The organism is Hymenobacter terricola (genome assembly GCF_017921975.2).
GTDB lineage: Bacteria > Bacteroidota > Bacteroidia > Cytophagales > Hymenobacteraceae > Hymenobacter > Hymenobacter terricola.
Window position 1 is genome coordinate 60359 of sequence record NZ_JAGEMO020000012.1, and the last position, 25988, is coordinate 86346.

At 62.8% G+C, this 25988-nt stretch carries 24 protein-coding genes; 14 read left to right on the forward strand and 10 right to left on the reverse strand.

All coding sequences use genetic code 11. The features are described 5' to 3' along the window. Positions 1-99: 99 nt before the first annotated feature. The 4 genes from J4G38_RS10860 to J4G38_RS10875 form a co-directional block, all read right to left on the reverse strand. Positions 100-891 (reverse strand): DUF4241 domain-containing protein, encoded by a 792-nt coding sequence (locus J4G38_RS10860; RefSeq protein ID WP_210520882.1) that lies wholly within the window; start codon positions 889-891, stop codon positions 100-102. Between the two features lie 119 nt (positions 892-1010). Next, positions 1011-2198 (reverse strand): acyltransferase family protein, encoded by a 1188-nt coding sequence (locus J4G38_RS10865; RefSeq protein ID WP_210520884.1) that lies wholly within the window; start codon positions 2196-2198, stop codon positions 1011-1013. Between the two features lie 174 nt (positions 2199-2372). Then, positions 2373-3107 carry a YebC/PmpR family DNA-binding transcriptional regulator gene (locus J4G38_RS10870; RefSeq protein ID WP_210520887.1) on the reverse strand — a complete coding sequence of 245 codons (735 nt, stop codon included), beginning with the start codon at positions 3105-3107 and terminating at the stop codon, positions 2373-2375. Positions 3108-3237: 130 nt separating this feature from the next. Beyond that, positions 3238-3747: a hypothetical protein gene (locus tag J4G38_RS10875; protein WP_210520889.1), complete on the reverse strand. Its 510-nt coding sequence runs from the start codon at positions 3745-3747 to the stop codon at positions 3238-3240. Between the two features lie 204 nt (positions 3748-3951). Between J4G38_RS10875 and J4G38_RS10880 the strand changes: the two genes are divergently transcribed. Both J4G38_RS10880 and J4G38_RS10885 read left to right on the forward strand, forming a co-directional pair. Continuing rightward, positions 3952-4467 carry a hypothetical protein gene (locus tag J4G38_RS10880; RefSeq protein ID WP_210520891.1) on the forward strand — a complete coding sequence of 172 codons (516 nt, stop codon included), beginning with the start codon at positions 3952-3954 and terminating at the stop codon, positions 4465-4467. Between the two features lie 38 nt (positions 4468-4505). Beyond that, positions 4506-5417 (forward strand): arginase family protein, encoded by a 912-nt coding sequence (locus tag J4G38_RS10885; RefSeq protein ID WP_210520893.1) that lies wholly within the window; start codon positions 4506-4508, stop codon positions 5415-5417. 5 nt (positions 5418-5422) lie between these two features. Here J4G38_RS10885 and J4G38_RS10890 read toward each other — a convergent pair whose 3' ends face one another. Next, complete coding sequence (locus J4G38_RS10890; protein ID WP_210520895.1) at positions 5423-6436, reverse strand: MBL fold metallo-hydrolase; 1014 nt, start codon at positions 6434-6436, stop codon at positions 5423-5425. 216 nt (positions 6437-6652) lie between these two features. On the opposite strand from J4G38_RS10890, the gene J4G38_RS10895 reads away from it, so the two are divergent. Then, on the forward strand, positions 6653-7465 hold the full coding sequence (locus tag J4G38_RS10895; protein WP_210520897.1) for a DUF4097 family beta strand repeat-containing protein: 813 nt from the start codon (positions 6653-6655) through the stop codon (positions 7463-7465). 75 nt (positions 7466-7540) lie between these two features. Here J4G38_RS10895 and J4G38_RS10900 read toward each other — a convergent pair whose 3' ends face one another. Beyond that, a complete protein-coding gene (locus J4G38_RS10900; RefSeq protein ID WP_210520899.1) occupies positions 7541-7813 on the reverse strand; it encodes a hypothetical protein in 273 nt (90 codons plus the stop codon). Positions 7814-7948: 135 nt separating this feature from the next. On the opposite strand from J4G38_RS10900, the gene J4G38_RS10905 reads away from it, so the two are divergent. The 5 genes from J4G38_RS10905 to J4G38_RS10925 all read left to right on the forward strand — a co-directional run bounded on the left by J4G38_RS10905 (position 7949) and on the right by J4G38_RS10925 (position 13543). Then, positions 7949-8659, forward strand: coding sequence for a DUF4328 domain-containing protein (locus J4G38_RS10905; RefSeq protein ID WP_210520901.1), 711 nt, complete (start codon positions 7949-7951; stop codon positions 8657-8659). Positions 8660-8792: 133 nt separating this feature from the next. Beyond that, a complete protein-coding gene (hutU, locus tag J4G38_RS10910; RefSeq protein WP_210520903.1) occupies positions 8793-10571 on the forward strand; it encodes a urocanate hydratase in 1779 nt (592 codons plus the stop codon). A 254-nt stretch (positions 10572-10825) separates the two neighbouring features. Next, on the forward strand, positions 10826-11953 hold the full coding sequence (locus J4G38_RS10915) for a TlpA disulfide reductase family protein (RefSeq protein WP_210520905.1): 1128 nt from the start codon (positions 10826-10828) through the stop codon (positions 11951-11953). 335 nt (positions 11954-12288) lie between these two features. Further along, positions 12289-13023, forward strand: coding sequence for an NADPH-dependent F420 reductase (locus J4G38_RS10920; RefSeq protein ID WP_210520907.1), 735 nt, complete (start codon positions 12289-12291; stop codon positions 13021-13023). A gap of 298 nt (positions 13024-13321) precedes the next feature. Further along, positions 13322-13543 carry a hypothetical protein gene (locus tag J4G38_RS10925; RefSeq protein WP_210520909.1) on the forward strand — a complete coding sequence of 74 codons (222 nt, stop codon included), beginning with the start codon at positions 13322-13324 and terminating at the stop codon, positions 13541-13543. Positions 13544-13972: 429 nt separating this feature from the next. Here the strand turns inward: J4G38_RS10925 and J4G38_RS10930 are convergent, their stop codons facing one another. Continuing rightward, the gene (locus J4G38_RS10930; protein ID WP_210520911.1) at positions 13973-14500 is read right to left on the reverse strand and encodes a hypothetical protein; all 528 of its coding nucleotides are present in this window, start codon (positions 14498-14500) and stop codon (positions 13973-13975) included. 75 nt (positions 14501-14575) lie between these two features. Next, positions 14576-16135: a flavin-containing monooxygenase gene (locus tag J4G38_RS10935; protein ID WP_210520912.1), complete on the reverse strand. Its 1560-nt coding sequence runs from the start codon at positions 16133-16135 to the stop codon at positions 14576-14578. A 322-nt stretch (positions 16136-16457) separates the two neighbouring features. Here J4G38_RS10935 and J4G38_RS10940 point away from each other — a divergent pair, with 322 nt between their 5' ends. Next, positions 16458-17399 (forward strand): phosphatase PAP2 family protein, encoded by a 942-nt coding sequence (locus J4G38_RS10940; RefSeq protein WP_210520913.1) that lies wholly within the window; start codon positions 16458-16460, stop codon positions 17397-17399. Between the two features lie 18 nt (positions 17400-17417). On the opposite strand, the gene J4G38_RS28630 is transcribed toward J4G38_RS10940, so the two are convergent. After that, complete coding sequence (locus J4G38_RS28630) at positions 17418-18695, reverse strand: zinc dependent phospholipase C family protein (RefSeq protein ID WP_210520914.1); 1278 nt, start codon at positions 18693-18695, stop codon at positions 17418-17420. A 262-nt stretch (positions 18696-18957) separates the two neighbouring features. On the opposite strand from J4G38_RS28630, the gene J4G38_RS10955 reads away from it, so the two are divergent. The 3 genes from J4G38_RS10955 to J4G38_RS10965 all read left to right on the forward strand — a co-directional run bounded on the left by J4G38_RS10955 (position 18958) and on the right by J4G38_RS10965 (position 21796). Next, complete coding sequence (locus J4G38_RS10955; protein ID WP_210520915.1) at positions 18958-19587, forward strand: GrpB family protein; 630 nt, start codon at positions 18958-18960, stop codon at positions 19585-19587. 76 nt (positions 19588-19663) lie between these two features. Continuing rightward, positions 19664-20863, forward strand: coding sequence for a DUF1624 domain-containing protein (locus tag J4G38_RS10960; RefSeq protein WP_210520916.1), 1200 nt, complete (start codon positions 19664-19666; stop codon positions 20861-20863). 105 nt (positions 20864-20968) lie between these two features. After that, positions 20969-21796: a phosphatase PAP2 family protein gene (locus J4G38_RS10965; RefSeq protein WP_210520917.1), complete on the forward strand. Its 828-nt coding sequence runs from the start codon at positions 20969-20971 to the stop codon at positions 21794-21796. Positions 21797-21820: 24 nt separating this feature from the next. Here the strand turns inward: J4G38_RS10965 and J4G38_RS10970 are convergent, their stop codons facing one another. Continuing rightward, on the reverse strand, positions 21821-22177 hold the full coding sequence (locus J4G38_RS10970; protein WP_210520918.1) for a hypothetical protein: 357 nt from the start codon (positions 22175-22177) through the stop codon (positions 21821-21823). A 93-nt stretch (positions 22178-22270) separates the two neighbouring features. Between J4G38_RS10970 and J4G38_RS10975 the strand changes: the two genes are divergently transcribed. Then, complete coding sequence (locus J4G38_RS10975; protein WP_210520919.1) at positions 22271-25165, forward strand: endo-beta-N-acetylglucosaminidase; 2895 nt, start codon at positions 22271-22273, stop codon at positions 25163-25165. Positions 25166-25358: 193 nt separating this feature from the next. Continuing rightward, on the forward strand, positions 25359-25970 hold the full coding sequence (locus tag J4G38_RS10980) for a peroxiredoxin-like family protein (protein WP_210520920.1): 612 nt from the start codon (positions 25359-25361) through the stop codon (positions 25968-25970). The last annotated feature ends 18 nt before the right edge of the window (positions 25971-25988 follow it).

The following is a 25988-nucleotide window of genomic DNA, read 5'->3' on the forward strand; positions in this document are numbered from 1 at the left end:
TTGCGTTGTGTTTGGAATACGGAAACGTCAGCCTAACCCATATAAGGATAAGCCTTTATTCGGCAGTCAATCATAACGCTAAACTTATGCAAGCAACAGCTAATGCTCAGTCCTGGCTTTTAATTGAATGAAGTCGGTTACAAATTTTACGACATTTCCATTTTTGTCATAGCCAACGTAACGTGGATATAAACCGTCGCCGTAACCTGAGCCGAACATGATAATATTTCCATTTGCTTTTAACGGTTTATAATTTATCCAATCTTCACCTCTTGAACTTGTCGGAATATTTCGATTTTCTTTAAAAAGATTTTCTAAAACATCATTATAATAATTGCCTTGTTTATGAAGTTGGTAAAAGTCTTGGATTTCCTGTTCATATATTTTGAAGGTTTCAAAATCGGCAAAACAGCTAAGCCCATTTTCTACTGGATACATGCCATTTGTTTTTCTTTCAAAACTATCTGCAAGCAGCTCTTCAGGAATCAAAGACATTTCCCAATATTTTGGAATTTCAGCCTTAATCACCAATTCAGCATAAGCAACACGACCTGCAAAATCGTCTTCAAGTCCGATGTATAAATAAACAGGATATTGCCCATTATTGATTGCCCACGATTGTGGCCAAGCCAATTCTCTGTGCATCAGGTCTGTACAAACGACTTGCCCTGTTGGTAATTTGATTTGTCCTGCTAAAAACATGTCATAAGACTTATTATGTTTTAAGTCGTGAAAGTCCGAATAGTCAAACTCGGCTATTTCATCAAAAATGGACTGAGTTGCTTTTTTGTTTGCCGTGTCCTGCTTTGATTGAAGTTTAAATATTGCAGGTTTGTCAACCTGCTTATTCTGTTTGTCCTTACAATAAAAAAGTGTCCAAATGGAAGCCATAAGAATTGCGATTATTAGGGCTCTCATAATAGTTGTTCAAAACATTAAGCTTGCCGCCACTCATCGGTGCCACAAGTAGTGACAAGCTAACTGAAAGGTGTGAGATTACGCTACTGGTTTCAAAACTTTGCCGGCGCAGTACTTTGCGAAAACTGGTTGCCGGTTGGCCGTTCGCGATGTACTTTCGGCCGCAGCCACCGACCAGCAGGTTCTTCTACTAACCGATAAACTACATAGGATACCACCTGCACGGCGGCTAACTGCAACGGCCAGAAGCCTGGCAGCCGCTCGTAGACCCAAAAGGCCAGCGGGCCGGCGTGGAGCAGATAAAATGCATAGGAGCTGCGGCCGAGCTGCTGAAACAAACGCCCACTCAGCAACTGGCGAAACCAGGAATCCTCGCTGAGCAGGCCGGCGAAAAGCAGGCCGCCAGCGGCGGGCAGGGCCACCAGGTTCAGGACGAGAGTAAGGGGGTGGTCGGTGGCGTGGAATTGGGCCTGGGTGAGGCCCAGGGCAGCAGTGACGGCAAAGTAGAGCAAAATGCCGCCGGCAGTGCGCCATACTCCGGCCGGGGTACCAAGCCGTCCGGCCTGGTATCGGCCAGCCAGCCACACACCGATAAAAAACTCCAGGCTGTGGCCGAGAAAGGTGTAAGTGAGCATGAACGGGTAAGTCCCGAACAGCCCGTGCCAGTGCAGCGGGCCCAATAGGGCTACCAGGCCGGTGCCGAGCAGCAGCAGCAGCAGTGGCTGAGCCCACAGCCGCAAGCCGCGATGGCGCAGGCCCAGCAAGAGGGGCGCGGCCAGGTAGAAGCATTCGAGCAGGGTGAGGGACCACGCCGGGCCGATGCCCGAGAATTTGTACTCGTCGAAAAAACCGCGCAGCAGGGTGAGGTTCAGCAGCAGCAGGCCGGGAGTGGCCTGGGGGGAATGCCAATGCCAGATGAGTACGAACGTGGCCAGCGTGAGCAGTGCATACAACGGATATATGCGGGCCAAGCGGCTTTGGAGGTAGCGCCGCCAGCCGCCACGGGGCCGGAAAGCGGGCGTGCCGGTGTCGTAGCGCAGGGCAATGAGGAAGCCGCTGAGCAGCAGCAGCATCGGCAGGCCGTGCAGCTCATCGGCGAAATACTGGAGGGCGCGGGCGGGACCCGGAGGGGGCAGTGGGCCGAGTGGGTAGTGGTTGAAAAACACCAGCCAGGCCGCGATGGCGCGCAGGCCGGTGAGCGCGGGCAAGTAGCTGCTTACTGCCGCCGCACCGGGGGCAACCGTGGCGGCTACAAGGGCAGAAGGGTTGGCAGCGGGCATGGGCGAGGGAACTGGGGTTACAACTCCGTTGTGCAAAAAAAGAACGTGATGCGGAGTGCGGCCGAAGTATCAGTACCGCGTAAGTAGTCCTGACGATTGGATTACTACCCCGCGCGAGATGCTTCGGCTGCGCTCAGCATGACGTTCTGTTAATTACTCCTATCCTCAGAGTGGCTAGCCGATGGTGTGGTACACGGCCTGCACGTCCTCGTCGTCCTCGAATTTTTCGATGATGGTCATCACCTCTTCGAGCTCCTCGTCGTTGAGTGAAACGGTGGTGTTGGGCACGCGCTGGAGGTTGACGCTGACAACGTGGCGGCCCTGGGCTTCGAGGGCTTTCTGCATCTGGCCGAAGTCGGTGAAGGCGGTTTCGACCACGATGTACTTGTGCTCGGCGGCGTGCTCGTCCTCCTCGGTGGTTTCGTACACGTCCTCGGCGCCGAAGTCGATGAGCTCCAATTCCAACTCGTCGCGGTCGAGGCCTTCGGCGGCCAGCTTGAACACGCCTTTGCGGGTGAAGGTGTAGTCGCTGCTGCCGGCGGTGCCCAGAGTGCCCTCGTTGCGGTTGAAGATGAGGCGCACGTTGGACACGGTGCGGGTGGGGTTGTCGGTGGCGGTTTCGATGACGACGGCCACGCCGTGGGGCAGGTAGCCTTCGTACACAACTTCCTGGTAGTCTTTCTCTTCCTTGCTGCTGGCGCGTTTGATGGCGGCTTCTACCCGGTCTTTGGGCATGTTCACGCCTTTGGCGTTTTGCATGGCGGCGCGGAGGCGGGCATTGGAGTCGGGGTTGGGGCCGTTTTCCTTCACGGCCATCACGATTTCCTTGCCGATGCGGGTGAAGTCTTTCGACATTTTATCCCACCGCTTCATTTTGCGGCCTTTGCGAAATTCGAATGCGCGTCCCATAGAGGGTCAGTTTTCAGTTAACAGTGAGCAGTAAACCGCTTCGGCGGAGCTGCAACGGGGCAGAACCGGCGAAACGGGCCGCAAGTTAGCCAGAAGGGGCGGGGAGGCCAAAGGGCGGCGAATAAGCGGGCTACCGATGGCGCTTTTTGCCGGGCTTGGCGGGCAGTACCGTAGGCGCAAGGAGCGGCTGAGGCTCAGCCGCTACCAGGTCATACACGCCTTTGTTGCCCACGGGATAGCCCAGAATGGTGAGGGTGAGATGCCGCGTGGCGGGGTCGAATTGGAAGGTGCCGCGCTGCACATCCGGCCCTTTCAGGTCGGTGAAAGCGAAGCGGATGCTGTCGCCGGTGATGATGAAGGCCCCATTCTGCTTGAAGTACATCGGGCCCTGAGGCCCCACAATGCTAAGGCGCTTTTCGTAGGTGCCGGCCGGGCGCAGGGTGAGCGAGCCTCCCACGCCGCGCACCTGGGTGGGCGCATCGGGGCTGGTGGTGTCGTACACGGTGTAGCCCGTGTAGCTGTAGGTGGTGTAGAAGGAGGGCAGCGACGGGGCCACCTGGGCCCGGGCCGTGTGCAGCAGTACCGGGGCCAGCATCAGGCCGGCCAAAAGCCCAAAACGCAGGGAAGAAAATACGGTCACGGGCAGTCGAAATGAGGGTGCAAGTTAAACTGCCAAGAGTCGGGCCAGAGTTCGTGGACTGCCGCCCGTCGATTTTTAAGGCCTTTTGCTAGACTTGGCTCCAATTACGGGCGATGTGCAGCTAGCTTTCGGGCGTTCGTAGGGCTTTGGCTTCTGGCAGCTGAACGGCCGGCAGGTAGTCGAAAGCCTGATAAAAACGCTAAAATGGCACAATTTCTAAAATTCAAACGGGCAAACGGACCGGCGCAGCGGCTGCGGCTGGGCTTGGTGTGGGCCGTGTGCGGGCTGCTGCCGCGGGCTGAGGCCACGCCATTGGCATTGGGGCCGGGGCAGGCGCTTTCCGGCGCGGCGCGGTTCAAAAAGGCCCAGGGCCTGGAAGCAGCGGGCCGACACCAGGCGGCCGAAACGCCTCACAACCAAGCGGTGGCCGCTTATCGGCGGGCCAATGACCTCGACGGCCAGCAGCAGGCCCTGACCCGGCTGGCGGCGATGGATGAAAAAATAGCCGACCAGCTGCTCGCCAGCGTGCCGCCGCCTGCACCAACGGCCGCCGCGCCGGCGGCCCGCCCAGCGGCAGCCCGGCCGCTGGCCGCCCCCGCGCCTGGGCCGGTGGGCGTGGCCACGCCGCCGGCGGGGAAAATGGTGGCGGGCCAGCCCGTGGGCACCGGCAGCAAGGTCACGCTTTTCACTTTCAGCGGCACGGCCTACTCGCGGCAGTAGGCCCGGCAAAATCAGGCGGCCGCACTACTTTTGGCATCATGCCAACGTTCCTCCGCGACCTCATCCGCCCCGCTGCCGGGCTGCCCGAAGCCGACGTGTGCCTCGTGGGCCTGCCCCTTGATTTCGGGACCGTGCTGGAAGGTGGCCGGGCCGGGGCGGCCGGCGCCCCCCACGCCATCCGCCGCGAGCTGCGCCGCTACCACAAAACCTACAACCTGGAGCACGACATCAGCCTCGACCAGCTGCGCATTGCCGACGCCGGCAACCTCGACCTGCGCCACGCCGACCACGCCCGCAACCACGCCCATATCCGGGAGCAACTGGCGAAACTGCTGCGGCAGTACCCGCGCGTGGTGGTGCTGGGTGGCTCGCACGATGGCACCTATTCCACCGTGCGTGGGCTTTTCGACGCCGGCGACGGGCAGGCGGTGGGCGGCATCAACCTCGATGCCCACGCCGATGTGAAGGACAAGCCCGGCATTATCAGCAGCGGCACGCCCTTCGGCAAGCTGCTGCGAGAAGGCTTTCTGGCCGGGCCGCGCTTCACCGAAATCGGCCTGCATTCCAACCTCAACACCAAAGAGGATATTGATTTTCTGAACCGGCAGGAAGCCTACATCGTGCCGCTTGCTCACGTGCAGCAGGATGGCATGGCCCTGTACCTGGGCCGCGCCCTGAGTCGGGCCACCCAGGGCGGCCCAGCCTTCGTGAGCTTCGATATTGATGGCTGCGCCGAAGCATTTGCCCCCGCCGTCTCGGCCCCCAGCGCCGACGGGTTTACGCCCCGGCAGGCGGTGGAAGCGGCCTTTCTGGCGGGCCAAAACGAGGCGGTCCGGCTGTTCGAAGTCGTGGAGCTGAATCCCCATTACGACCGCGACAACCAGACCGCCCGCCTGGCTGCCACCATCGTCACCGCCTTTCTGACGGGAGTGGCGCAGCTGGCCAAATAACCCGTTTAGCTGCCCACGCCGCCGCGGTACAGCGGCGGGGTGGGCGACTGATAACCGGCGGATTTTTTGGCCGCCTTGTAGGCTTTCTTGTGGGCTTTTGACTTTTTGCCCTTGCGCCGGCCACCGGTGAGCAGCCAGGCCGCGCCCGCCGCCAGCAGGCTCCCGCCAATGATGGCGGCCTGCATGGGCAGCTTGTCTTTGGGGGCGGGCGGGAGGTGTTCCACGCCGCTGGCGTCGGTGCGGGCGGCCTCGTGCACGTAGCGGCCGTGGGCGGGCACGGGGTAATTATCGGCTAAGGCGTGCAGGCCGGCCGCCGCTTCCGGGCCGATGATAACCGGGCCGTGGCCGCAGCCAATGGCTTTCGGCTCCAGCGCGGCCAGGAGTTGCACTGAGGCGCGGGCCGCTTCCCAGTCGTAATTGAACGGGGTGCCGGCCCGGCTGATTTTGGGCCGGCCCAGCAGCACGGCCGGCACCGAGTCGTGGTGCGTGGTGGCGAAGGCATCGGCCCCAATCAGCACGCGGTCGGCTTCGCGGAAGAAGGCCAGCTGGCCGGGCGCGTGGCCCGGCACGTGCAGCCAGCGCCAGCTCATGAGGTAGGGCGTGGAGGGGTCATCGGCATCGAGGGCCTGCACCCGGTCTGCGAGATTGGGCAGCTGCGTGGGAAAAAAGCGGCTCATGAAGGCCAGCGAGCCGCCTACGGTGGGGTCGCGCGGCGGGTACAGGGCCTGGCCGGTGAGGTAGGGCATTTCGAGCGGATGCGCGATGATGGGCACGTTCCAGTGGTCGGCCAGCTCGCGGGCCGAGCCGAGGTGGTCGAGGTGGCCGTGGGTGAGGATGATGGCCTCGGGGTGCGAGCCGGGATAAAACAGCTTGTCGGCGGCGGCGAGGATGCTTTTCTTGCTGCCGGGCAGGCCGGCATCAATCAAAACCCACTCGCCGGGCGTGCCGGTTTCGACGAAATAGACATTGACAAAACGTTGAATGCGAAGCTGGGTGACGCCAGCGGCCAGGGTATCCATAAGGCGGGAGAATTGGTGAGGAAAGGGAAAGCAGTGGGAGGGAATACGGGAAAACGGGCCGAGGGTGCACAAAACGGAGCTTTAAAAAAAATGGCGGGGCCTGTAACGAATCCGCCGATGCCCGGTACTCCTTGGGTTCGCTGCCCGTTCAGGCAACCGCCTGGCCGGGGTTGGCATCTATTCTTGACTATTGCCCACCTTTAATTTTTAAGCGTCATGAAAACCCTTTTTTCTGCACTGGCTGTCGTATGCAGCACCTTCGGCGCCACGGCCCAAACGGCGCCCGAACCGTCGTTCAACATCTCCTGCGAGAACAACTCCTGGGGCCACAATAAGCTGCTGAAGAGCTTCTGCGAAACCCGCGACCTGACCCTGGCCGCTCCCGCCGGCCAGCCCCTGACCGTGAACGCCGACCCCAACGGCGGCATCACGGTGCACGGCTGGGATGGCCCCAATATCCGGGTTCGCGCCAAAATCCAGACCTGGTCGACCACCGAGGACAAGGCCGCGGCCCGCGCCAAGCGCATCACCATTGGCACCGCCAACAACACCCTGCGCGCCACCGACCCCGACCAGGACAAGGAATGGAGCGTGAGCTACGAAATTTTCGTGCCCCGCACCACGGCCCTGGCCCTCAATACCGTGAACGGCGGCATCAGCCTCGATAACCTGCGGTCAGCCATCACCTTCGAAACCACCAACGGCGGCGTGAACCTCGCCAACCTGGGCGGCCAGGTGAAGGGCGAAACCACCAACGGCGGCGTCAACATCACCCTCAGCGGCAGCAAGTGGGAAGGCAAGGGCCTCGACGTGGCCACCACCAACGGCGGCATTCACTGGAAACTGCCCGCCGCGTATTCGGCTCAGCTTTACACCAGCACCAACATGGGCGGCATCCACACGGCCCTGCCGGTCACCAAATCGGGCATGTTCCACAAGGAAGTGACGGCCAGCCTGGGCCAGGGCGGGGCCACGGTGAAGGCCGTCACCACCAACGGCGGCATCGATGTGGAGCAGGCGCAGGACTAGGGTTGATTGACCGGTAAAACCAGAACGTCATGCCGAGCGCAGCCGAGGCATGACGTTCTGGTTTTGTTCACAGGCTCAACAGCCACAGCTGAAATCCGGGTAATCGGCATATCCCGGCGCGGGCTTGTCATCGAGCCGAATGAGGTGGTCGAGCCGGATTTCTTCGCCCGATTTCAGGCGCATAAACTCCACTTTGTCGCGGATAAAAAGCGTGTCAATCACGCCCGATTCCATACACAGCTGGCGCAGGTCGTTGAAGTATTGCAGGGCCACGCGGCGGCGCTGGGTGGCGGCAGCTTCCAGCTCGTCATAGAAGCCGCAGTCAATGGGTTTATAGTCGGTGCTCATGGGGAATGATGGGAAAGCAAAACAACCAAGAATGGGGCTTGGGTGATAGAACAGCTTACGGGAAACAACGGGGTCGATGTTGTTCCGGCAGGTGCGTTTGCTACCTTCGGCACCCTTTACCATTCTTGCCACTAAATGCCCAGGATTCTCGATAATAGCCAGCGAATACGTTTTGCCATTCTTTTTCAGTGGATAGTGGTGGGCGTCAGCCTTGTTGCGCTGGCTTCGAGGGTAGTAGAGTACGGCATGCTCCAGAAAATGGCCGCCGGAGTTAAGGTGCCGCATGCGCAGGTGGAGGCCAGCGACTGGCGGCAGCAGGCTATTGGGAGCACCCAGCTGGTGCTGATACTGCTGGCCTTTATCGCCTTGGTTCTGTGGGCTCATCGCGCCTACGGAAACCTCCATCGTCTCCACAAAGCACCCGCGCCGCGCCATTCCGAAGGGGCCGGCGGCTGGGGCTGGTTCGTGCCGATTATAAATTTCTGGTACCCGTATCAGGTAATGAAGGACATCTGGAACCTCACGCAACGGTATGCCCAGCCCGATGGTGCCCCGCGCTTCCAGCGTGACCAGAGCCTAGTAGGCGGCTGGTGGGGACTGCGTCTTTTCACCATCTTCGCCAGCCGCGGGGCTTATGCCCCAACCAGCGGTGCCACCATGGCCCAGATATTCAGTTATGTAGAGTTTGTAATGGGCATGGACGTACTGTATATCTGGTATGCCGTGACTACCATTTACATGCTAAAGAAGCTCCGGGGATTTGAGCAACAGCTGGCGGCCCGGTTTGCCGACGATGAGCCCAGCCCTTTCGCTGAAGAACTGCCGGTGACTCCGGCCCCCTTGTAGTTCCACCGGCTGATTTGGTTGCCGGGCCACAGGATTTGGGTATTGAAAACAAAAGACAGAGAAGAAAAAGGAATACGTCATTCTCTTCTCTGCCCTTTGCATAACTTGCCGCCCCACCCAAACCACCCGCCCAATGCCCCCCACCTCTCCCCAAACCGCCGAGCTTAACCTCGAAGCCAACTCCCTCTCTACCGCCACCGGCGCAGCCCCGCAAAAGCCCGACGGCAAGCGCCCGATGTTCTACGAGTTCAAGCCCGAGGAAACCGTGCGGGCTGCCCACGGCACCACCCTGCGCTGCAAAACCTGGGAAGCCGAAGCCGCTCTGCGGATGCTGGAAAACAACCTTGACCCCGCCGTGAGTCTGGTGTATGATGAGCTGATTGTGTACGGTGGGGCTGGCCGCGCCGCCCGCAACTGGAAGGAATACCAGACCATCGTGCGGACCCTGAAGGAGTTGGGGGTCGACGAAACCATGCTCGTGCAGTCGGGCAAGGCCGTGGGGGTGGTTAAAACCTGGGCCCACGCCCCGCGCGTCCTCATCGCCAATTCCAACCTCGTGCCCGCCTGGAGCACCCAGGAATACTTCGACGAGCTCGACAAAATGGGCCTCATGATGTACGGCCAGATGACGGCCGGCTCCTGGATTTACATCGCCACCCAGGGCATTTTGCAGGGCACGTATGAGACGTTTGCCGCCATGGCCGACCAGCATTTCGGCGGCAGCCTGCGCGGCACCATCACCCTCACGGCCGGCCTTGGTGGCATGAGCGGGGCCCAGCCCCTGGCCGTGACCATGAACGATGGCGTCTGCCTCGTCATCGAGCCGATTGATGAGCGGGTGCAGCAGAAAGTGCGCGAAGGCTACCTCGATGAGCACGCCCGCGACCTCGCCCACGCCCTCAAAATCTGCGAGCAGGCCAAAGCCGACGGCAAGCCCTGGTCCGTGGGCCTCACCGGCAACGCCGCTACCGTGCTGCCGCAGCTGCTGGCCCTGGGTTTCCAGGCCGACATCGTGACCGACCAAACCTCGGCCCACGACCTGATGGACTACCTGCCGGAAGGCGACATCACCGCAGTGCTGGCCCTGCGCGAAGCCAACCCCGAAGAGTTCAAAAAGCAGGCCCTGGCGTCCATCGTGAAGCACGTCGAGGCCATTCTGGAGATGCAGAAGCGCGGCACCATCGCCGTGGACTACGGCAACAACCTGCGCGGCCAGGCCGAAAAAGGCGGCCTGAACGTGCGCGACTCAACCGGCCAGTTCCTGTACCCCGGCTTCGTGCCCGGCTACATCCGCCCGCTGTTTTGCGAGGGCAAGGGGCCGTTCCGCTGGGCGGCCCTCAGCGGCGACCCGGCCGATATTATGCGCATTGACCGCGCCCTGCTCGAAACCTTCCCCGACAACAAGCTCCTGGCCCGCTGGATTGAGAAGGCCCAGGCCAAAGTGCCCTTCATTGGCCTGCCCGCGCGGGTTTGCTGGCTGGGCTACGGCGAGCGCGAGAAGTTCGGCCTCGTCATCAACGACCTCGTGGCGCGGGGCGAAGTCTCGGCCCCCATCGTCATCGGCCGCGACCACCTCGACTGTGGCTCGGTGGCCTCGCCCAACCGCGAAACCGAAGGCATGAAGGACGGCTCCGACGCCGTGGCCGACTGGCCCCTGCTCAACGCCCTGGCCAACTGCGCCAGCGGCGCCGACTGGGTGAGCCTGCACAACGGCGGCGGCGTGGGCATCGGCAACTCCACCCACTCCGGCATGGTGATAGTAGCCACCGGCACACCCGAAAAAGCCGAACGCCTGCGCCGCGTCCTCACCACCGACCCCGGCATGGGCATCTTCCGCCACGCCGATGCCGGCTACGAACTGGCCCAGGACGTGGCCCGCGAGCGCGGGGCGAAGATTCCGGGGCTGAAGTAAACAACGAGTAGGGGCAAAGCCGGACTCCAAGGGCTTGCCCACACCAGCCGTTGCTTAATATCAGTTGAATTGCCAACTGGGGACGTATTCGAAAGGGTACGTCCCCGCGCTTTTTGCTTGCTGGCCACCCGCCTTGGCTGCGCCATCCATTACGGAGGTCGATGTGCTGGCCAACCCAGCAATCTTATGCCGCCCCGCCCGTTGTAGCGCGGCGGCATTCCGCTACGTTGCCCTCCTTTGTTAATTTGGCTCCCATGAAAAAGTATTTAATTGGCCTCCTGTTGCTTGCGCCGGCGCTGGTTCCTGCCCAAACGCCTATTCCGTTCACGGTGAAAGGCAAAATTGGGAACCTGAATGCCCCGGCCAAAATCTACCTTTTTCGCAATGGCCAGGTGGACTCCGCCACGTTGAAAAACGGTACTTTCGAGTTAAAAGGCACCACCGAAATACCCATACCGGCAAGCTTGGTGCTGCAGCGGGACGGCAAGCGGGGCACTGGCCTGTTCGGACCCGGCGACCGCAAGCAGTTGTACCTGGAGCCCGGCCCGGTGGTGGTCACAAGCCCCAACTCCCTGGAAGAGGCCACCGTCACCGGTGGACCCATCGCGGCGGATAATGCAAAGCTGGAAACTTCTTTGAAGCCCACCCTGGCCAAATTGAAAGCGCAGGGTGCCGAATACCAAAAGGCCTCGGAAGCGCAGCGAAACGCTCCTGAATTTAAAGCGCGCATGGGCGCCCAAGGGGCTAATATTCAGCAGGAATACGCCCAGCGGATGCGGGATTTCATTCGGGCTAATCCGAACTCCTGGGTGAGTTTGTACGAGCTAAGCCGGCTCGGCATGCTGGCCACGCCCGAATACGCGGTGGTAGGGCCCTTGTACGAAGCCTTAAGCCCGGCCCTGAAGAATACCCCGCCCGGCCGCTCCTACGGCGAGCTGGTGCAGGGGCTCAAGGCCGTCGCCGTTGGCGCCCAAGCCCCCGCTTTCACCCAAAAAACGCCCGACGGCAAGTCGGTGTCCCTGGCCGACTACCGTGGCAAGTACGTGCTGGTCGATTTCTGGGCCTCTTGGTGTGGCCCGTGCCGCCAGGAAACCCCGGCCTTAACCAAATTCTACAAGCAGTTCAAAGGACCGAAATTTGACGTGCTGGGCGTGTCGCTCGACGACGAAAAGGGCCACGAGAAGTGGCTGAAAGCCATTCAGGACGACAAAATGGCCTGGGTCCAGGTATCCGACCTGCGCGGCTGGAAAAACGAAGCGGCCCAGCGCTACGGCGTCCAGTCCATCCCCCAAAACTTCCTGATTGACCCCAGCGGCAAAATCATAGCCTCCGGCCTGCACGGGGCGGAGTTGGAAGCAGCCTTAGCGCGGTATCTCAAGTAGGCAGCAAAGCCGGCCCATGACGTGGGCCGTGAGCGCGAGGCGAAGATTACGGGGCTGAAAATAGGTAGAGTGAGCGGAGAAAAAAGAGCACGTCATGCTGAGCGCAGTCGAAGCAGCTCTGCCACTTCGATTAACGGCCCATCGGAAGCGGTAGAGATGCTTCGGCAAGCTCAGCACGACGCGCTGACGACTTCCTAAGCAGCTCCTCTTTTTATATTCTCAGCTACCTTATGCACCCGGCAGCTGCTCGCCAAAAAAAGCAACTGGCCGCCGCCGCTGTTTAGCAACCTGCGGCAGCGCATCATCGTCGCGCAAATCTCCTAAACCTTCTCAGTATGAACATTGGAATCATCGGGGCCGGCCACATCGGCAGCGCCCTTGCTGTGCGGCTCACCAGCCTCGGCCACTCGGTCCACATTGCCAACTCCCGCGGCCCCGAAACCCTGAAGGACGTGGCCCGGAAAACCGGCGCTACCCCCGTGACGGCCCAGGAAGCGGCCCGCCACGGCGACATCATCGTGGTCACCATCCCGCTGAAAAACATCCCCGACCTGCCCAAAGACCTGTTCCAGGGCGTGGCCGCCGACGTGCCCGTCATCGACACGAGCAACTACTACCCGCTGCTGCGCGATGGCCACCTGCCGGAGCTGGAAACCGGCAGCCTCACCGAAAGCGAATGGGTGCAGCAGCACCTGGGCCGCCCGGTGGTGAAGGTGTTCAACAACATCTACGCCGACCACCTCGAAAAAAAGGGCCAGCCCGCCGGCACGCCCGGCCGTATCTCCCTGCCCGTGGCCGGCGACGATGCCGCCGCCAAGCAGAAAGTAATGGCCCTGGTCGAGGAGCTGGGCTTCGACGCCGTGGACGACGGCAGCCTGCACGAGTCGTGGCGGCAGCAGCCCGGCACCCCGTCGTACGGCACCGACATGCCCGCCGATAAGCTGCGAGAGCACTTCGCCAGCCTCGGCACCCAGCGCACGGAGGCCCAGCACGCCGAATACCTGGCCAACCACGCCAAGCAGGAACAGGAAATGATGAAGCAGTTCCAGCAGTCGTCGGCGGCTGAGTAGCCTGCTGCCTTGCCTGTAACCGGCACAAAAAAAAACGTCATGCCGAGCGCAGCCGAGGCATGACGTTTTTTTGTGCCCAATGAGGTAGCCCCAGCCGCTGCCAGGCAGCTATAAGCAGCGGCGTTCTGCGACCCCGGCCCGCTTTCCGGCCATTCCCGGCAGCGGCTTCTTGAGAAACTACGTAGCTTGTGCCGCGCTTGCTTCTAAACAGATTTAACATATCCAAACTCCCAACACCATGTTTTTCCTCCCCGCTTTTGCAAAAGGAAGCCCGCTTTAGGTACCAACCTAAAGCCCCATGAAACGAGTTAAGCAACTCCAAAAAGCCTATGGCACGGTAGAGTACGGCACACTTGTCGATTTCCCGGCCAAAACCTCAAACGTGCAGGTGGCCCGCACGCTCCATTGCAAAAAGCAATGCACCTACTGCTTTCCGCATGGCTTGGAAACCCATAATTCGACCATTGCCAACCAGCAAAGAAGCTGGAAGCGCTATCGGCGTACGCAATGGAAGAGCTAAAAAAGCAGTTGGTCGCTCCGATGAAAGTTGGAGCGGCCAACTGCTTTTTTTAGTGCTCCCCACTGGCGCGCGTCTGCGACGCGTTGCCAACTGGATTCGAGCCTGCGGCTCGGGCATCGGAGCGGGTTTGCACACTCAGCCGCGAGTCGTTCGCCTGCGAGCCACCGGCTCGGCCCCTGCTGGCAGCGCGTCGCAGACGCGTGCCAGCAGGGTGCCAGCAATACCGGACCAAGCTGCCCGATGCCATTGTAGCCGCTACCGCGTTGGCCAACGGATTGGTGCTGGTGTCGCGCAACACCGCCGATTTTTAAAAATAGCCGGCTTAGTCGTGCTCAATCCGCATGACATCGTGTAGCCGGTAGCCACACAAAAAACCGCCCCGCCCGGCCGCTACGGCCAGACGGGGCGGTTTTGCTTTCCTTTCGAACCCTACGCTTTCGGCTCCGGCTTCACGCCGCCCGTTGCGTGCTCCTGGCGGATGCGCTTGAGCAGCGTGGCCATCGATAACGTTTTGGCCTTCTTGGGCAGGGTTTCCTTATACATCAGGTTGCCGGTGGCCAGCACGTCCACGATGTACTCCCAGAGGGCGTTGCTGGCTTTGATGTTCTCCTCGGTGAGTTCGAGGGCGGCGTTTTGGTTGGTGTTCTGGGCCGTGTTGAAGTCGCTGAGCCGCTGGCGCGCATCCGTGAAGGCCTTGGTGTCGGCGGCGGTGTGGCCCTGGGTGGTGAGCGCCGCCAGGTTTTGGGGCAGCTGCACCAGTTGCAGCAAGTGGTGCAGCGCCCCGTCGAGGCCTTCCAGGTCGCTAGTCGAAATCTCGGTGCGCACCGGGCCCAGGCCGAAATCCGCCACCGACGCCGAGAGGCCGCCCTTCTTCTCCGCCTTATTCAGCCGGATGCTCAGCCAGTTCAGCGGGTCGCGCAGGCTTTTGGCGAGGCGGTGCTGGGCTATAGCCTGCACCGCAGTAGCGCAAACTCCGTAGCTCGCGTCACCCCGCCGTCAGAATCGTTCTGCCACGCAACTACAGCGTTCGCGCTACGCCACCACCGCGGGTTGCAATTGCTGCACCAGGGCCTGGAGCGACTGGTTTTTGGGCAGGCGGCGGGCCAGCATTTGCAGGCTGGCGAGCTGCTGATTATCGAGCGGGGTGGACTGGCCACCGGCGTAGTAGCGGCTGGTGGCCTCAAAGCGGGCGCGGGCATCGGGGCGGCTGCCGTGGCCTTCGAGGCGGAACTGCGCCGGGGCCAGCAGGCCGAAGAACAGCTCCCGGGCCAGGTCGGGGTAGCGGTCGGGGGTGGGGGCCACGCCGAGGTCGTGCGAAAACATCTCCACCGTTTCGTAGCACATCACCTCGTCCCGAAACTGCTTGAACTGCTCAAATTCGGCCAGACCCTGCTGCATTTCGGCCGCGGTGGGCACGGGGCACTGCTCGCTCCAGCAGGCCGCAATCCAGCGGGCCTGCAGCTCAATGGTGGGGAAATAGGGCCCAACCTGCCCAAAAAGGCCCAAGAAAGCAAAATTGGGCAGGGCCGGGTGGAAGGTGAGGTGGTGCAGGGCCAGGTGGTGGCTGTCGGCGTGCACCGCCTCCCGAATGTCCTCGCTCACAAACGGCAGGCTCAGGTCGTAGCCCGTGGCCAGCACAATGCTGTCAACGGCCACCTCGTGGTCGTCGGTGAACACCGCCCCCTCGGGCGTGAACACGCGCACGCCCGGCACCGCCCGCACCCGGCCAATGGCCAGGTCATGCAGGTAGTCCTGGCACTGCGCAATGCCGGCTTCGAGCAGGTTGTCGGCCGGGCGCAGGCCGCCGTAGTCGGCCGGGTTGCCAAAGCTTTCCTCGATGAACTGCTTCAGGCCCGCCGCTGCTTCCGGGGGCGGCAGCGCCTGGCCGAGGTAGGCCGCGAAGCGCGTGAACAGGGCCTGCTCCACGGGCAGGTTTTTCAGCTGCTTCTGCACGATGTAGCGCGGCTTGCGGCAGGAAGAAGTCACCGTGGTGTCGGGGTTGCGGGCCAGGTCGCTGGCAATTTCCAGCCCGCTGATGCTGTTGCCCACCACCAGCACCCGCTGCCCCCGAAAGTCGTGGCGGCCCCGGTACTGAAACGAGTGCAGCACCCGCCCCCGGAACTCGGCCAGGCCCGGCGTGGCGGGGTAGCGCGGCGTGTTGTAGCGCCCCGAAGCCACAATAACGTGCGAAAACACCTCCGACTGCCGGGCCCCGTCCCCGTCCACAGTCTCCACCGTGTACCGCCCTTCCGGCCCGCGGCTGATGAGCTCCACGCGGGTGTTCAGGCGCAGGTACGGCTCCAGGCCAAAGTGCCGGGCATAGGCCGTGAGGTAGGCCAGCACCTCCTGGTTGGTGGGGTACATCGGGGTCCCGGCCGGGTAGTCGAAATCCGAAAACGACATGCTGACGTGGCACACATTCACGCGCATCTCGGGCCAGATGCCGCTGTGGGCCGCCCCCTGCTGCCACTGCCCGCCAATGCCCCCGCTCTGCTCGATGAGGACCGGCGTCAGCCCCTCTTCCAGTAACGATTTGGCCGCGGCCAGCCCGGCCGGCCCGCCCCCGATGATGGCAACCTTATAGTTTTCCATAACTGAAAAAGTGGGTTGATGAGCAAAAAAAGCCACCCAAGCCTCCTCCGGCCCAGCGCAGCGCCACAGGCAAAGCTCCGGAATGGCCCGGAAGCGGCTTGATAAATTAGAGCACTAAATATAAGAATAAACCTTAGCTAACCGAAGCCGCCCACGGCGTGCATTTACCAACCGGGCGCACCGCTGCAAGACAATGGCCGGCGGCGGCCGGCTCGTTCGGCCCGCTCCAACCGCGGCTTATAGCTTCCCGAGCTACCTTCCGCTGTAGAAACGCCCGTTGGGTCCCGGCCGTATTGCCGCTTCATGCTTCCCCGCTATTCTGATGAAGCCTTGCGCTACGCTTTTTCTCGCCGGCGCCTTGGGGCTGGGCCAGTGCCCCGCCGCCCCCGCGCAGCAGGCGCCTTCGCCCTACAGCACCCGGTTTGCGGTGGATGCGCCCATCACGGTGGGGCTGGCCGGCCTGAGCGCCACCGGCCTGCTGCTGGTGCAGCACAAGCACGCCGCCACCGAAGCCGAGCTGGCCGCGCTAAACCGCCTGGACATCCCCGGAATCGACCGCTTCTCGGCGGGTCGGTACAGCGAGCGCGCCCAAATCGAGAGCGACGGCATCTGCTACGGCACCCTGGCGCTGGTGCCCGCCCTGCTGGCTTTCCAGCCCAATGTGCACGGCCGCTACGGCCAGGTGGCGGGCCTGTACCTCGAAACCATGACCACCACGGCGGCCATTTTTACCCTCACCGTGGGCACCGTGTACCGCTACCGCCCCTACCTCTACGGCCCAGAGGGCGGCAAGCTGCGCAGCGGCCCCGTCGCCACCGACGCCTTTTTCGGCGGCCACACGGCTCACACGGCCACGGCCACGTTCTTCGCGGCCCAGGTTTTTCACGATTTCAACCCCGGCTCCCGCGCCCAGCCCTACGTGTGGGGCGCGGCGGCGGCCGTGCCCGCCGTGGTGGCCTACTTCCGCATCCGGGCCGGCAAGCATTTTCTGACGGATAATCTGGTGGGCTACGCCATCGGGGCCACGGTGGGCGTGGTGGTGCCGCGCCTGCACCGCAGCGCCGTGCCCTACGAGCCGGTGGCGATGCCGAAGCAGGATTTTACCGGCGCGCTGGTGGGCGTTGGAGTAGGGGCGGCGGCGGGCGTGGCGGCCCTGCATTTCTACAAAAGGCTGCACAGCACGGGCGTATCGATGGTGCCGGTGCAGGGCCTGAACGTGAACGGCTATGCCTACGGCGGCGTGCGGTTCGTGCGGGCGCTGTAGCGGCCTGAACCTGTCTGCTTAGGGCAGGGCCCGCAGTGCGGCCAGGGCTTCTTCAGTGTCTTTGCGCGACTTTTCGGCTTTGCGCTCGGTTTTATTGTCGCTGCGTTCTTCCTCCTGGGCGACGGTGGGGACGCCCTGGGCGAAGAACGTAAGCAGGGTTTGGCGCAGGGCGGGGGTGAGGTGCTCGAACTTGCGCTTGTGCAGCTCGCACAGCAGCTCGGCGTAGGTTTGGTCGGCCAGGGCGTAGGCGGCGGGGCGGGTGGGCCGGCCGGTGTCGAGGTTGGTATCGGGCAGGGGCAGGGTGGCGGTGGTATCGGCCGGCTGCTGCCTGGTGAGGGTGCAGAACCGGGCCAGCACGGCGAGGTAGCTGGTGTGGAACCGGGCCTCGCCCGCCGCATCGGGCAAGGTGAAAGCATAGGGTTTCAGCGGGCCGATTTTGGGCAGAATATTCAACGCAAAGGCCAGCACCCGGGCCCCGAAGCCGGGCCGCTCGTAGTCGTGGCCAAACTCCTTCCGGAACCTGCGCGGGCCGGCCTGGTAGACGTAGTCGCGCCGCCGGGCGCGGGGGCTGAGCTGGCGAATTTTTTTACGCTGGCTCTGCCAGGCCGCCCGTGCGGCCGCCGGCAGTAGCTGGTTCACGGCAAAGCGGAAAGTGGCCACGCTCACGTCCACGTTCAAAAAGACCTGCCCCAGCTCCAGCCCATACGTCTGCTGAAAGGCGCGCTCCAGCACCGCCTTGCTCACCCGGAACCCGACCGCCTTGTGGTAGTCCTGGGTGCGGTACAGCCCGGCCGCCACCTGCACCACATCGAAGGAAAATTCCAGCTCGGTGTGCCGCACGGTGGCCTGCTCGTAGGTGACCACGGGGCCGAATTCGGCCTTTAAATCGGGGTACACGGCGGGGATAATCTGGTTGGTGCCCTCGGGGTGGCCGATGTTGTCGGCGGCGTAGTGGGCCAGCGCGCCCAAGGCAAAGGCGTACTCGTTGCGGTCGCGGGCCTGCCGCAGCAGGTTGCGCACGAAGTCGCCGGAGCGCACATAGTGCGTCAGGTTGGTGAAGAGCGACGAGCCCAGCGGGTAGTACCCCATATCCTGCAAAATGGCTCCGCCATAGGCGTAGCTCTTGGCTTCTTCCAGCTGCTCGGCGGTGCCGCCGGGGTAGTGGTGGCGCAGCAGCGGGGCCAGGCAGCCGTTCCAGGTCGAGTCGACTACGGCCTGGTGGGTGAGCACGGAATAGGCGGCGGCCGGCGCGGCGGACGCACCCAGCAGCAGAAACAATAAGAGACGAAACAGCATGAAGGGGAGCAGCGGAACAAGCGTAATCCCGGCAACGTGGAAAGCGGGGCGGCCGTTGCCGCAGGGGCGGGGGCGCATCCGGTAGGGCTGGTCCCGCCCCTCGGTTGCGCCGCCACAGCCGAAGCGGGAAAGTAAGCCGCTGCCCGCCCCGGCTCAGGCGGGAGAATCGATGCCGGGGCCGCGCGCGGCCTGCCTACTTCTGCACGGAATCAGCTATACTTGTTGGCTGTAATTTCAGTGGCTTCGTGGCCGCCCCGTACCCATGTCCAGTCCGCTTGCATTTGAAAAATCGCGCCCGGTGGTGCTCTTGCCGCATCAGGCCGGGTGGGCCGGGGAGTTCGCGGAGATTGCGCGGCGCCTTCGCGCGGCCGTGGGAGCTGCCGGCGTGCGCATCGACCACATCGGGTCTACGGCCGTGCCCGGCCTGTGCGCCAAGGACGTAATCGACGTGCAGCTCATGGTGGCCGATTTAACCTCCGTCGGCGGCCTGACGCACCCGCTCTGGCAGGCCGGTTACCGGCGGGGCGTCCGCTTCGAGCACGATGTTTTTCACCCGCTGCCCGCCCACTCCCCGGAACTACGCAAGCTGTACATGCGCGAGCCGGCGGGGGAGCGGCGCGCGCACATTCACATTCGGGAAGCGGGCCGGCTCAACGCCCGGTATGCCCTATTGTTTCGCGATTACCTCCGCGCCAATGCGCCGGCCCGCACCGAATACGAACTGGTGAAACGCTGCGCCGCCCAGCTTTTCCCGGACAGCATCGCCGGCTATCTATTCCTAAAAGAGCCCGTCTTTCACCTGATTTACCACGCCGCTACCCTCTGGGCCGAAAAAGTCGGTTGGCAAGCCCTGATTTCGCCTGATTATCACGGAGCGGGCACAAATCCGTGAGCAAAAAAGCCGCAGGTTGAAAGGCCGAATTCAGTCTTCGGCTTCTGAATTGACGCTCTGTCCATCAGCTTTTCTAATGCCACAATCCACTACGCTTCCGCCATTGCCCGCCACCGGCCGCGCCGCTTCCGCCCGCGTGCAGGCCATTGATGTAGTGCGGGGCCTGGCCATGGTCATCATGGCCCTCGACCACATCCGGGAATTCTGGAGCCCCACCCCGGTGCGGCCCGAAGACGTGGCCCACGCCTCCGTGCTGCTGTTTTTCACGCGCTGGATAACGCATTTCTGCGCGCCCACCTTCGTGTTTCTGGCCGGCACCAGTGTGTTCCTCCACCAGCAAAAACAGCCCGACCGCGGGCGGGTGAGCCGGTTCCTGCTCACGCGGGGCCTGTGGCTGATGCTGCTGGAAGTGGTGGTCATCAACTTCCTGCTGCAATGGGGCGGCTACAACGTCATTCTGTTTCAGGTAATCTGGGTGCTGGGCTGGAGCATGGTGGTGCTGGCCGGCCTCATCTGGCTGCCGCGCTGGGCCACGGCCGCGTTTGCCTTCGGCGTGATTTTCGGCCAGCACCTGCTGCCTAATATCCAGCCCGTAACCGGGCGCACCCTGGGCCTGGCCATGATTTACGACAGCCCCTTCCTGTTCATGACCCAATGGCATCTGCCCCTGCTGGTAGCCTACGTCATTCTGCCCTGGGCCGCAGTGATGGCCGCCGGCTACGTCATCGGCCCGTGGTTTCTGGCCCCGCTGCCGCAGCGCAAGCGCTGGCTGAGCCGGGCGGGCGGGACCGCGCTGCTGTTCTTCGCGGCCCTGCGCGCCACCAACTGGTACGGCGACCCAGGGCCGTGGAGCGTGCAGCCGCGCGGGCCGTTCTACGGTTTCCTGTCGTTCATCAACATCACCAAATACCCGCCGTCGCTGCTGTTTCTCAGCCTCACGCTGGGCGTGGCGCTGCTGCTGCTCTCGGTGAGCGAGGAATTTCCGGCCCGCCTCAGCCGCTGGCTGGCCACCTACGGCCGGGTGCCGATGTTCTACTACCTCATGCATTTCTGCCTCATCAGCGGCGGCGCTTTGGTATGGACGGTGCTGGCGTTTGGCAAGCCCTACAACTTATCGTTTGCCCCGCCCGGCACCGCCCAGCCGGTGGACTACCATCCCAGTCTGCTGCGGGCCTACATCGTTTGGCTGGTAGTAGTGCTGGCGTTGTACTGGCCGTGCCGCTGGTACTGGGGCTACAAGCAGCGGCATTCGTACTGGTGGCTGGCGTACTTGTAAGCAGGACTGCGTCAGCTGGTTGTCAGGCGGTTGTTGCTTGCGTCTGGCTGAGATTAAACCCTGCTTCGCAAACGCCCGTTTCAGCTTCATTCCAATTTAATTTCAATGGAGCTTTTCTGCTCTTTGGCGCTGTCCGGCGCTTTATTTCCGGCGCCCGGCCCCGCCGTTTTTGCCCAGCAACAAGCCTCCTCGCCCTACCATGCCCGCTTTCTGGTCGATGCGCCCATCACCTTGGGCCTGGGCGCCGTGAGCGGCCTGGGCCTCCACCTGGTGCAGCAAAAACACGGCCTGAGCACCACCGAGCTGGCCGCCCTCAACAAGAACGACGTGCCTGGCTTCGACCGGTTTTCGGTCGGTTACTACAGCGAAACGGCCCAGACCACCAGCGACTTCCTCTGCTACGGCGCCCTGGTGGCCGCCCCGGCGCTGCTCGCCCTGAACCCGGCCGTGCGCGGCCGCTACGGCCAGGTAGCCGTCCTTTATCTGGAAACCTTGCTGGCCACCGATGCCATCTTTACGATGACCGTGGGCAATATTTCCCGCTACCGGCCCTACCTCTACGGTCCCAACGGCGGCGACGGCCGCAACGGCACGAATGCCACCAACTCGTTTTTTGCCGGCCACACGGCGCATACGGCCACGTTCTTTGCGGCCCAGGTATTTCACGATTTCAACCCCGGCTCGCGGGCCCAGCCCTACGTCTGGGGTGCGGCCGCCATCATTCCGGCCGCCGTGGCCTACTGCCGCATCAAAGGCGGTATGCATTTCCTGTCCGATAACATCGTGGGCTATGCCGTGGGCGCCACCATGGGCATTGTGGTGCCGCAGCTGCACAAGAAAGCCGGCCGGGCAGGCGTGTCCATGCTGCCCGTGCAGGGCCTGAACGTGAATGGCTACGCCTACAGCGGCCTGCTGCTGAGCAAGCGGCTGTAGGCGCAGAAAGAGGGTTTTTGAATGCTACTTCACGGTGCCGGTGTTCACGGTGCCGGTGGCTTTGTCCACTTCAAAACGGGCGCGGTTGGGCATGCGCCCGGCCCAGTCGGTGCGCGGTACCAGCACTTGCCAGGTGGCGCCGTTGTCGTTCACGCGGGCCGAATCGGGAATATAAAGGGCGGCGTTGGGCTGGGTTTGGATGTATTGGGCCACGGCGGTCCGGGCTTCGGCCTCGGTTTTGAGGCCCGGCTGGGCGCTGGCGGGTGGCGTTTGGGCCGCTTCGACGGGTGCGCCGGAGGTAGTGTCGGCTTTAGGCGTTGATTGGCAGGCGGCCAGCGCGCTTCCGGCGGCCAGCAGCAGAATGAGGGAGGATTTTGTCATGCCGCAAAGTTAATCCGCTGCCGGTTGTGCCGTACTTTGACGGAACGTTACGTTTTCCTAACCACCACCCCGCCACCCCTGTACACCGCCCGCATGAAAGAACTTTACCTCCGCTACTGGCTGCTGCTGTTGCTGCTGGCCCTGGCCCCGGCCGCCCACGCCCAGATTGAGCCCGCGGCTCAGTACACCACCCTCACCCCGGCCCAGCTCATGGCCTGGACGTCCACGTGGCCCACGGCCCTGCCGGCCAACATCAGCACCGTGCCGCTGGCCAGCCGCCAAAACACGCTGACCACGCAGCTCAACCCCGCCCAAAGCTTCAGCGCCAGGGTGAACTGGTGCCCCGATGGCATGAACAACTTCTCGGGCTACCTCAACGAGCAGCCCCAGTTCAACCTCTACAACTTCACCCACTGGCAGTATGTGGACGTCTTTACCTGGTTTGCCAGCCCGGTGGGCATTCCGTGCCGGCCGTGGGTGGAAACCGCGCACCGCAACGGCGTCAAAATCATCGGCACGGTGTTCACCGACCGGGCGGGCTTCCAGCTGCTCTTGCAGAAGGACGCGGCCGGCAACTACCTCGGGGCCCAGAAACTGGTGGACGTGGCCAATTACTACGGCTTCGACGGCTGGTTTTTCAACGAGGAATCGGCCCTGACCACGGCCGAGGCCACCGAAATGCGCAACCTGCTCAAGCGCCTGCAGGTCATCAAGCCGGCGGCCATGGAAATTCACTGGTACGACGCCATGGTGCCCAGCGGCGCTATTGCCTACCAAAACGCGCTGAATACCAACAACCAGCTGCTGTTTCAGGAAGGGACTACCCGCGTGAGCGACGCCATCTTCACCAACTATTTCTGGGCGGGGGCGGCCAATATCAACACGTCCGTCACGACGGCCACGGCGCTGGGCCGCGACCCGTTCGACGTGTACATGGGGGCCGATTTGTGGCCCGGCCGCTCCAACCAGTCCCTGTTCACCAACACCACCTGGATTGATAACTACTTCAACGCCGGGAGCCTGGCCCAGCCCAAGCTCTCCATCGCCATGTTTGCCCCGAACCTGACGTACAACGGCGGCTTCAGCAACTTCAACACCAACCCGGCCGATTACGCCAGCTTCTACCGGACCGAGCAGCGCCTGTTCTCGGGCGACGACCTGGACGTGACCACCCCCGACGCCACCGGCTGGAAAGGCTTCGGCAACTACCTGCCCGTGCGCAGCGCCATCAACACGCTGCCGTTCAACACGTACTTTTCGGTCGGGCAGGGGCAGATTTTTGCCAACAACGGCGTGCAGGTGGCCAAAAGCTGGACCGACATGGCCAAGCAAAGCCTCCTGCCCTCCTGGCAGTGGGCCAAGAGCGGCGCGGCCCGCGTCACGGCCGGCTTCGACTTCACCCGGGCCTACTACGCCGGCAACTCGGTGAAGCTGGCCGGCAGCCTCAGCGGCCTCAACGAGGCCACCGTGAAGCTCTACCAAACCAAGCTCGCCATCACGGCGCCCACCAGTTTTGACCTGACCTACAAAGTGGCCACCGCCGGCCCCAGCTCCACCAGGATGGCCCTGTATTTCTCCGATAACCTCGCCACGCCCGAGCTTCTCGACCTGCCCGCCGTGACCGATACGCTGTGGCACACCACCACCTTCCCGCTGGCCGCCTACGCCGGCCGCGAGCTGGCCGTTATCGGCGTGCAGGCCACCAGCGCCACCGCCGTGGCCGGCTACCGCGTCAACCTGGGCCGGTTTACCCTCTACAACGGGGCCGCCGTCACCACGCCGCCCACCGTGGGCTTCTCGGCCAATCACACCACCACGACCACGACCCAGCCCGTCACCTTTGCCAATTCCTCGACCAACGCCACCGCCTATGTCTGGACGTTTGCGGGCGGCACGCCGGCTACCAGCACGGCCATTCACCCGGTCGTGACCTATCCCGCGCCCGGCACCTACAGCGTGAAGCTGCGCGCCCAGAACGCCATCGGCCGCGACTCGCTCACCCGAGTGGGCTACGTCACTGTCGTGACCGCGCCGCCCCTCGGCAGCAACACGGCGCTGCTCTTTGATGGGCTGGGCAAATACGTCGATGCCGGCACCATCAACCTGGGCGGCACGGCCCTCAGCCTGGAATGCTGGGTGAAAGCCAACACCTTCAAGACCAGCTCGCCCTTCATTTCCAGCATCATCGGCATGGAAGATGCCGGCAACGTGGCCGAAATCCGCCTCGGCGATGCCGGCATCACCGGCGACCGCCTTCAATTTGCGATGAACACGGGCGCCCTCACGCGGAAAGTGACTTCGGTGTCGACCCTCACGGCCGGCGTCTGGTACCACGTGGCCGCCACCTACGACGGGCTGGCCATGAAGCTCTATCTCAACGGCGTGCTTGAGGCCTCGGCCAACACCTCGGCCACGGCCACGGCCAATGGGGCCTTTTCCTTCGGCCGCAACTACGCCAGCTCGCGCTGCCTCGACGGTTCCATCGACGAAATCCGGGCGTGGACCCGCGCCCTCACCGCCACCGAAATCGCGGCCAACTCCTGCGCCGTGAGCCCCACCGCCCCCGGCCTGGAAGGCTACTGGAAGCTGAACGAAGCCGTCGGCTCCGTGGCGCAGGACCTGAGCGGCCACGGCCACACCGGCACCCTCATTGCCATGGGCCCCAGCGACTGGTCGACCAACGTGCCCACGCAGTGCGGCACGGCCACGGCCACCACGCCCGGCCAGGCCACCACCGAAATGCAGGTGCTGGTGTTCGGCAATCCGGTGCCCGGCGGCCGGGCCGAAATCGAAATCCGGGGTGCCAAAAGCCTGCCCGTTACCCTGCAGGTAAGCAACGCCCTGGGCGCCGTGGTCTGGAAGCAGACGGTGCCGGGCAGCGCCAGTGCCGGCCGCATCAGCGTGCCGCTGCCGGGTGCGGCCGGCCTCTACGTGCTGCGCGCCAGCACGGCGGCCAGCTCCGCCACGGTGAAACTACTGAAGCTTTAAGTAATTGTTCAAAAGCAAACGGGTTGTTAGTTGCTCCTTGTTAGATGTCAGCCAAAATGTTGACTACGTGCTGACAACTAACAACGAGCAACTAACAACTAACAAATTAGCAATTACTTTTTCACGCTTGATGTAAGGAGGAACGGTCGGGCGCGTCAGCCCGGCCGTTCCTCTTTTACCTTTTAGTAGACCCATGAAAAACGTATTACGCGGCGCGGCTTTCGCCCTGCTCACTGCCCTTGTGGCCCCGGCCGTTCAAGCCCAAACGCCGGCTCCGATGCTGACCGCCACCGCATTGGCCGTAGGTGATGCCGCACCAATGTTCAAAGCCAAGGACGCGGCTGGCCACGAAATGGACCTGAAGCAAATGCTCCGGAAAGGCCCGGTGGTGCTGTATTTCTACCGGGGGCAGTGGTGCCCGTTCTGCAACAAGCAGCTGAGCCAGCTGCAGGATTCGCTGCAACAGCTCACCGCCAAAGGCGCGCAAGTGGTAGTCATTTCGCCCGAAACCCAGGAGAATATCGGCAAGACGGTGACCAAGACCAAGGCCAGCTTTCCCATCGTGCACGACCAGGATTTTGCCATCATGAAAGCCTACCACACGGCTTTCACCGTGCAGCCCGACGTGGTGAGCAAGTACAAAGGCTTCGGCGTGGACCTGCTGGCCGCCAACGGCGCCGACGCGGCCGTGCTGCCCGTGCCCGCCACCTACATCATCGGCAAAGACGGCAAAATCAAGTACGCCCATTTCAACCCCGACTACCGGCAGCGCGTGAGCGTGAAAGAAGTAGCGGCCGCGCTGTAGGCGAGGCGCGCTTTTTCC

What these genes read in the sequence shown, in the direction of transcription:
- J4G38_RS10860 (WP_210520882.1), bottom strand. Translation starts at nt 891, where the DNA reads ATGGCTTCCATTTGGACACTTTTTTATTGTAAGGACAAACAGAATAAG.
- J4G38_RS10865 (WP_210520884.1), bottom strand. Translation starts at nt 2,198, where the DNA reads ATGCCCGCTGCCAACCCTTCTGCCCTTGTAGCCGCCACGGTTGCCCCC.
- J4G38_RS10870 (WP_210520887.1), bottom strand. Translation starts at nt 3,107, where the DNA reads ATGGGACGCGCATTCGAATTTCGCAAAGGCCGCAAAATGAAGCGGTGG.
- J4G38_RS10880 (WP_210520891.1), top strand. Translation starts at nt 3,952, where the DNA reads ATGGCACAATTTCTAAAATTCAAACGGGCAAACGGACCGGCGCAGCGG.
- J4G38_RS10885 (WP_210520893.1), top strand. Translation starts at nt 4,506, where the DNA reads ATGCCAACGTTCCTCCGCGACCTCATCCGCCCCGCTGCCGGGCTGCCC.
- J4G38_RS10890 (WP_210520895.1), bottom strand. Translation starts at nt 6,436, where the DNA reads ATGGATACCCTGGCCGCTGGCGTCACCCAGCTTCGCATTCAACGTTTT.
- J4G38_RS10895 (WP_210520897.1), top strand. Translation starts at nt 6,653, where the DNA reads ATGAAAACCCTTTTTTCTGCACTGGCTGTCGTATGCAGCACCTTCGGC.
- J4G38_RS10900 (WP_210520899.1), bottom strand. Translation starts at nt 7,813, where the DNA reads ATGAGCACCGACTATAAACCCATTGACTGCGGCTTCTATGACGAGCTG.
- J4G38_RS10905 (WP_210520901.1), top strand. Translation starts at nt 7,949, where the DNA reads ATGCCCAGGATTCTCGATAATAGCCAGCGAATACGTTTTGCCATTCTT.
- hutU (WP_210520903.1), top strand. Translation starts at nt 8,793, where the DNA reads ATGCCCCCCACCTCTCCCCAAACCGCCGAGCTTAACCTCGAAGCCAAC.
- J4G38_RS10915 (WP_210520905.1), top strand. Translation starts at nt 10,826, where the DNA reads ATGAAAAAGTATTTAATTGGCCTCCTGTTGCTTGCGCCGGCGCTGGTT.
- J4G38_RS10920 (WP_210520907.1), top strand. Translation starts at nt 12,289, where the DNA reads ATGAACATTGGAATCATCGGGGCCGGCCACATCGGCAGCGCCCTTGCT.
- J4G38_RS10925 (WP_210520909.1), top strand. Translation starts at nt 13,322, where the DNA reads ATGAAACGAGTTAAGCAACTCCAAAAAGCCTATGGCACGGTAGAGTAC.
- J4G38_RS10935 (WP_210520912.1), bottom strand. Translation starts at nt 16,135, where the DNA reads ATGGAAAACTATAAGGTTGCCATCATCGGGGGCGGGCCGGCCGGGCTG.
- J4G38_RS10940 (WP_210520913.1), top strand. Translation starts at nt 16,458, where the DNA reads ATGAAGCCTTGCGCTACGCTTTTTCTCGCCGGCGCCTTGGGGCTGGGC.
- J4G38_RS28630 (WP_210520914.1), bottom strand. Translation starts at nt 18,695, where the DNA reads ATGCTGTTTCGTCTCTTATTGTTTCTGCTGCTGGGTGCGTCCGCCGCG.
- J4G38_RS10955 (WP_210520915.1), top strand. Translation starts at nt 18,958, where the DNA reads ATGTCCAGTCCGCTTGCATTTGAAAAATCGCGCCCGGTGGTGCTCTTG.
- J4G38_RS10960 (WP_210520916.1), top strand. Translation starts at nt 19,664, where the DNA reads ATGCCACAATCCACTACGCTTCCGCCATTGCCCGCCACCGGCCGCGCC.
- J4G38_RS10965 (WP_210520917.1), top strand. Translation starts at nt 20,969, where the DNA reads ATGGAGCTTTTCTGCTCTTTGGCGCTGTCCGGCGCTTTATTTCCGGCG.
- J4G38_RS10970 (WP_210520918.1), bottom strand. Translation starts at nt 22,177, where the DNA reads ATGACAAAATCCTCCCTCATTCTGCTGCTGGCCGCCGGAAGCGCGCTG.
- J4G38_RS10975 (WP_210520919.1), top strand. Translation starts at nt 22,271, where the DNA reads ATGAAAGAACTTTACCTCCGCTACTGGCTGCTGCTGTTGCTGCTGGCC.
- J4G38_RS10980 (WP_210520920.1), top strand. Translation starts at nt 25,359, where the DNA reads ATGAAAAACGTATTACGCGGCGCGGCTTTCGCCCTGCTCACTGCCCTT.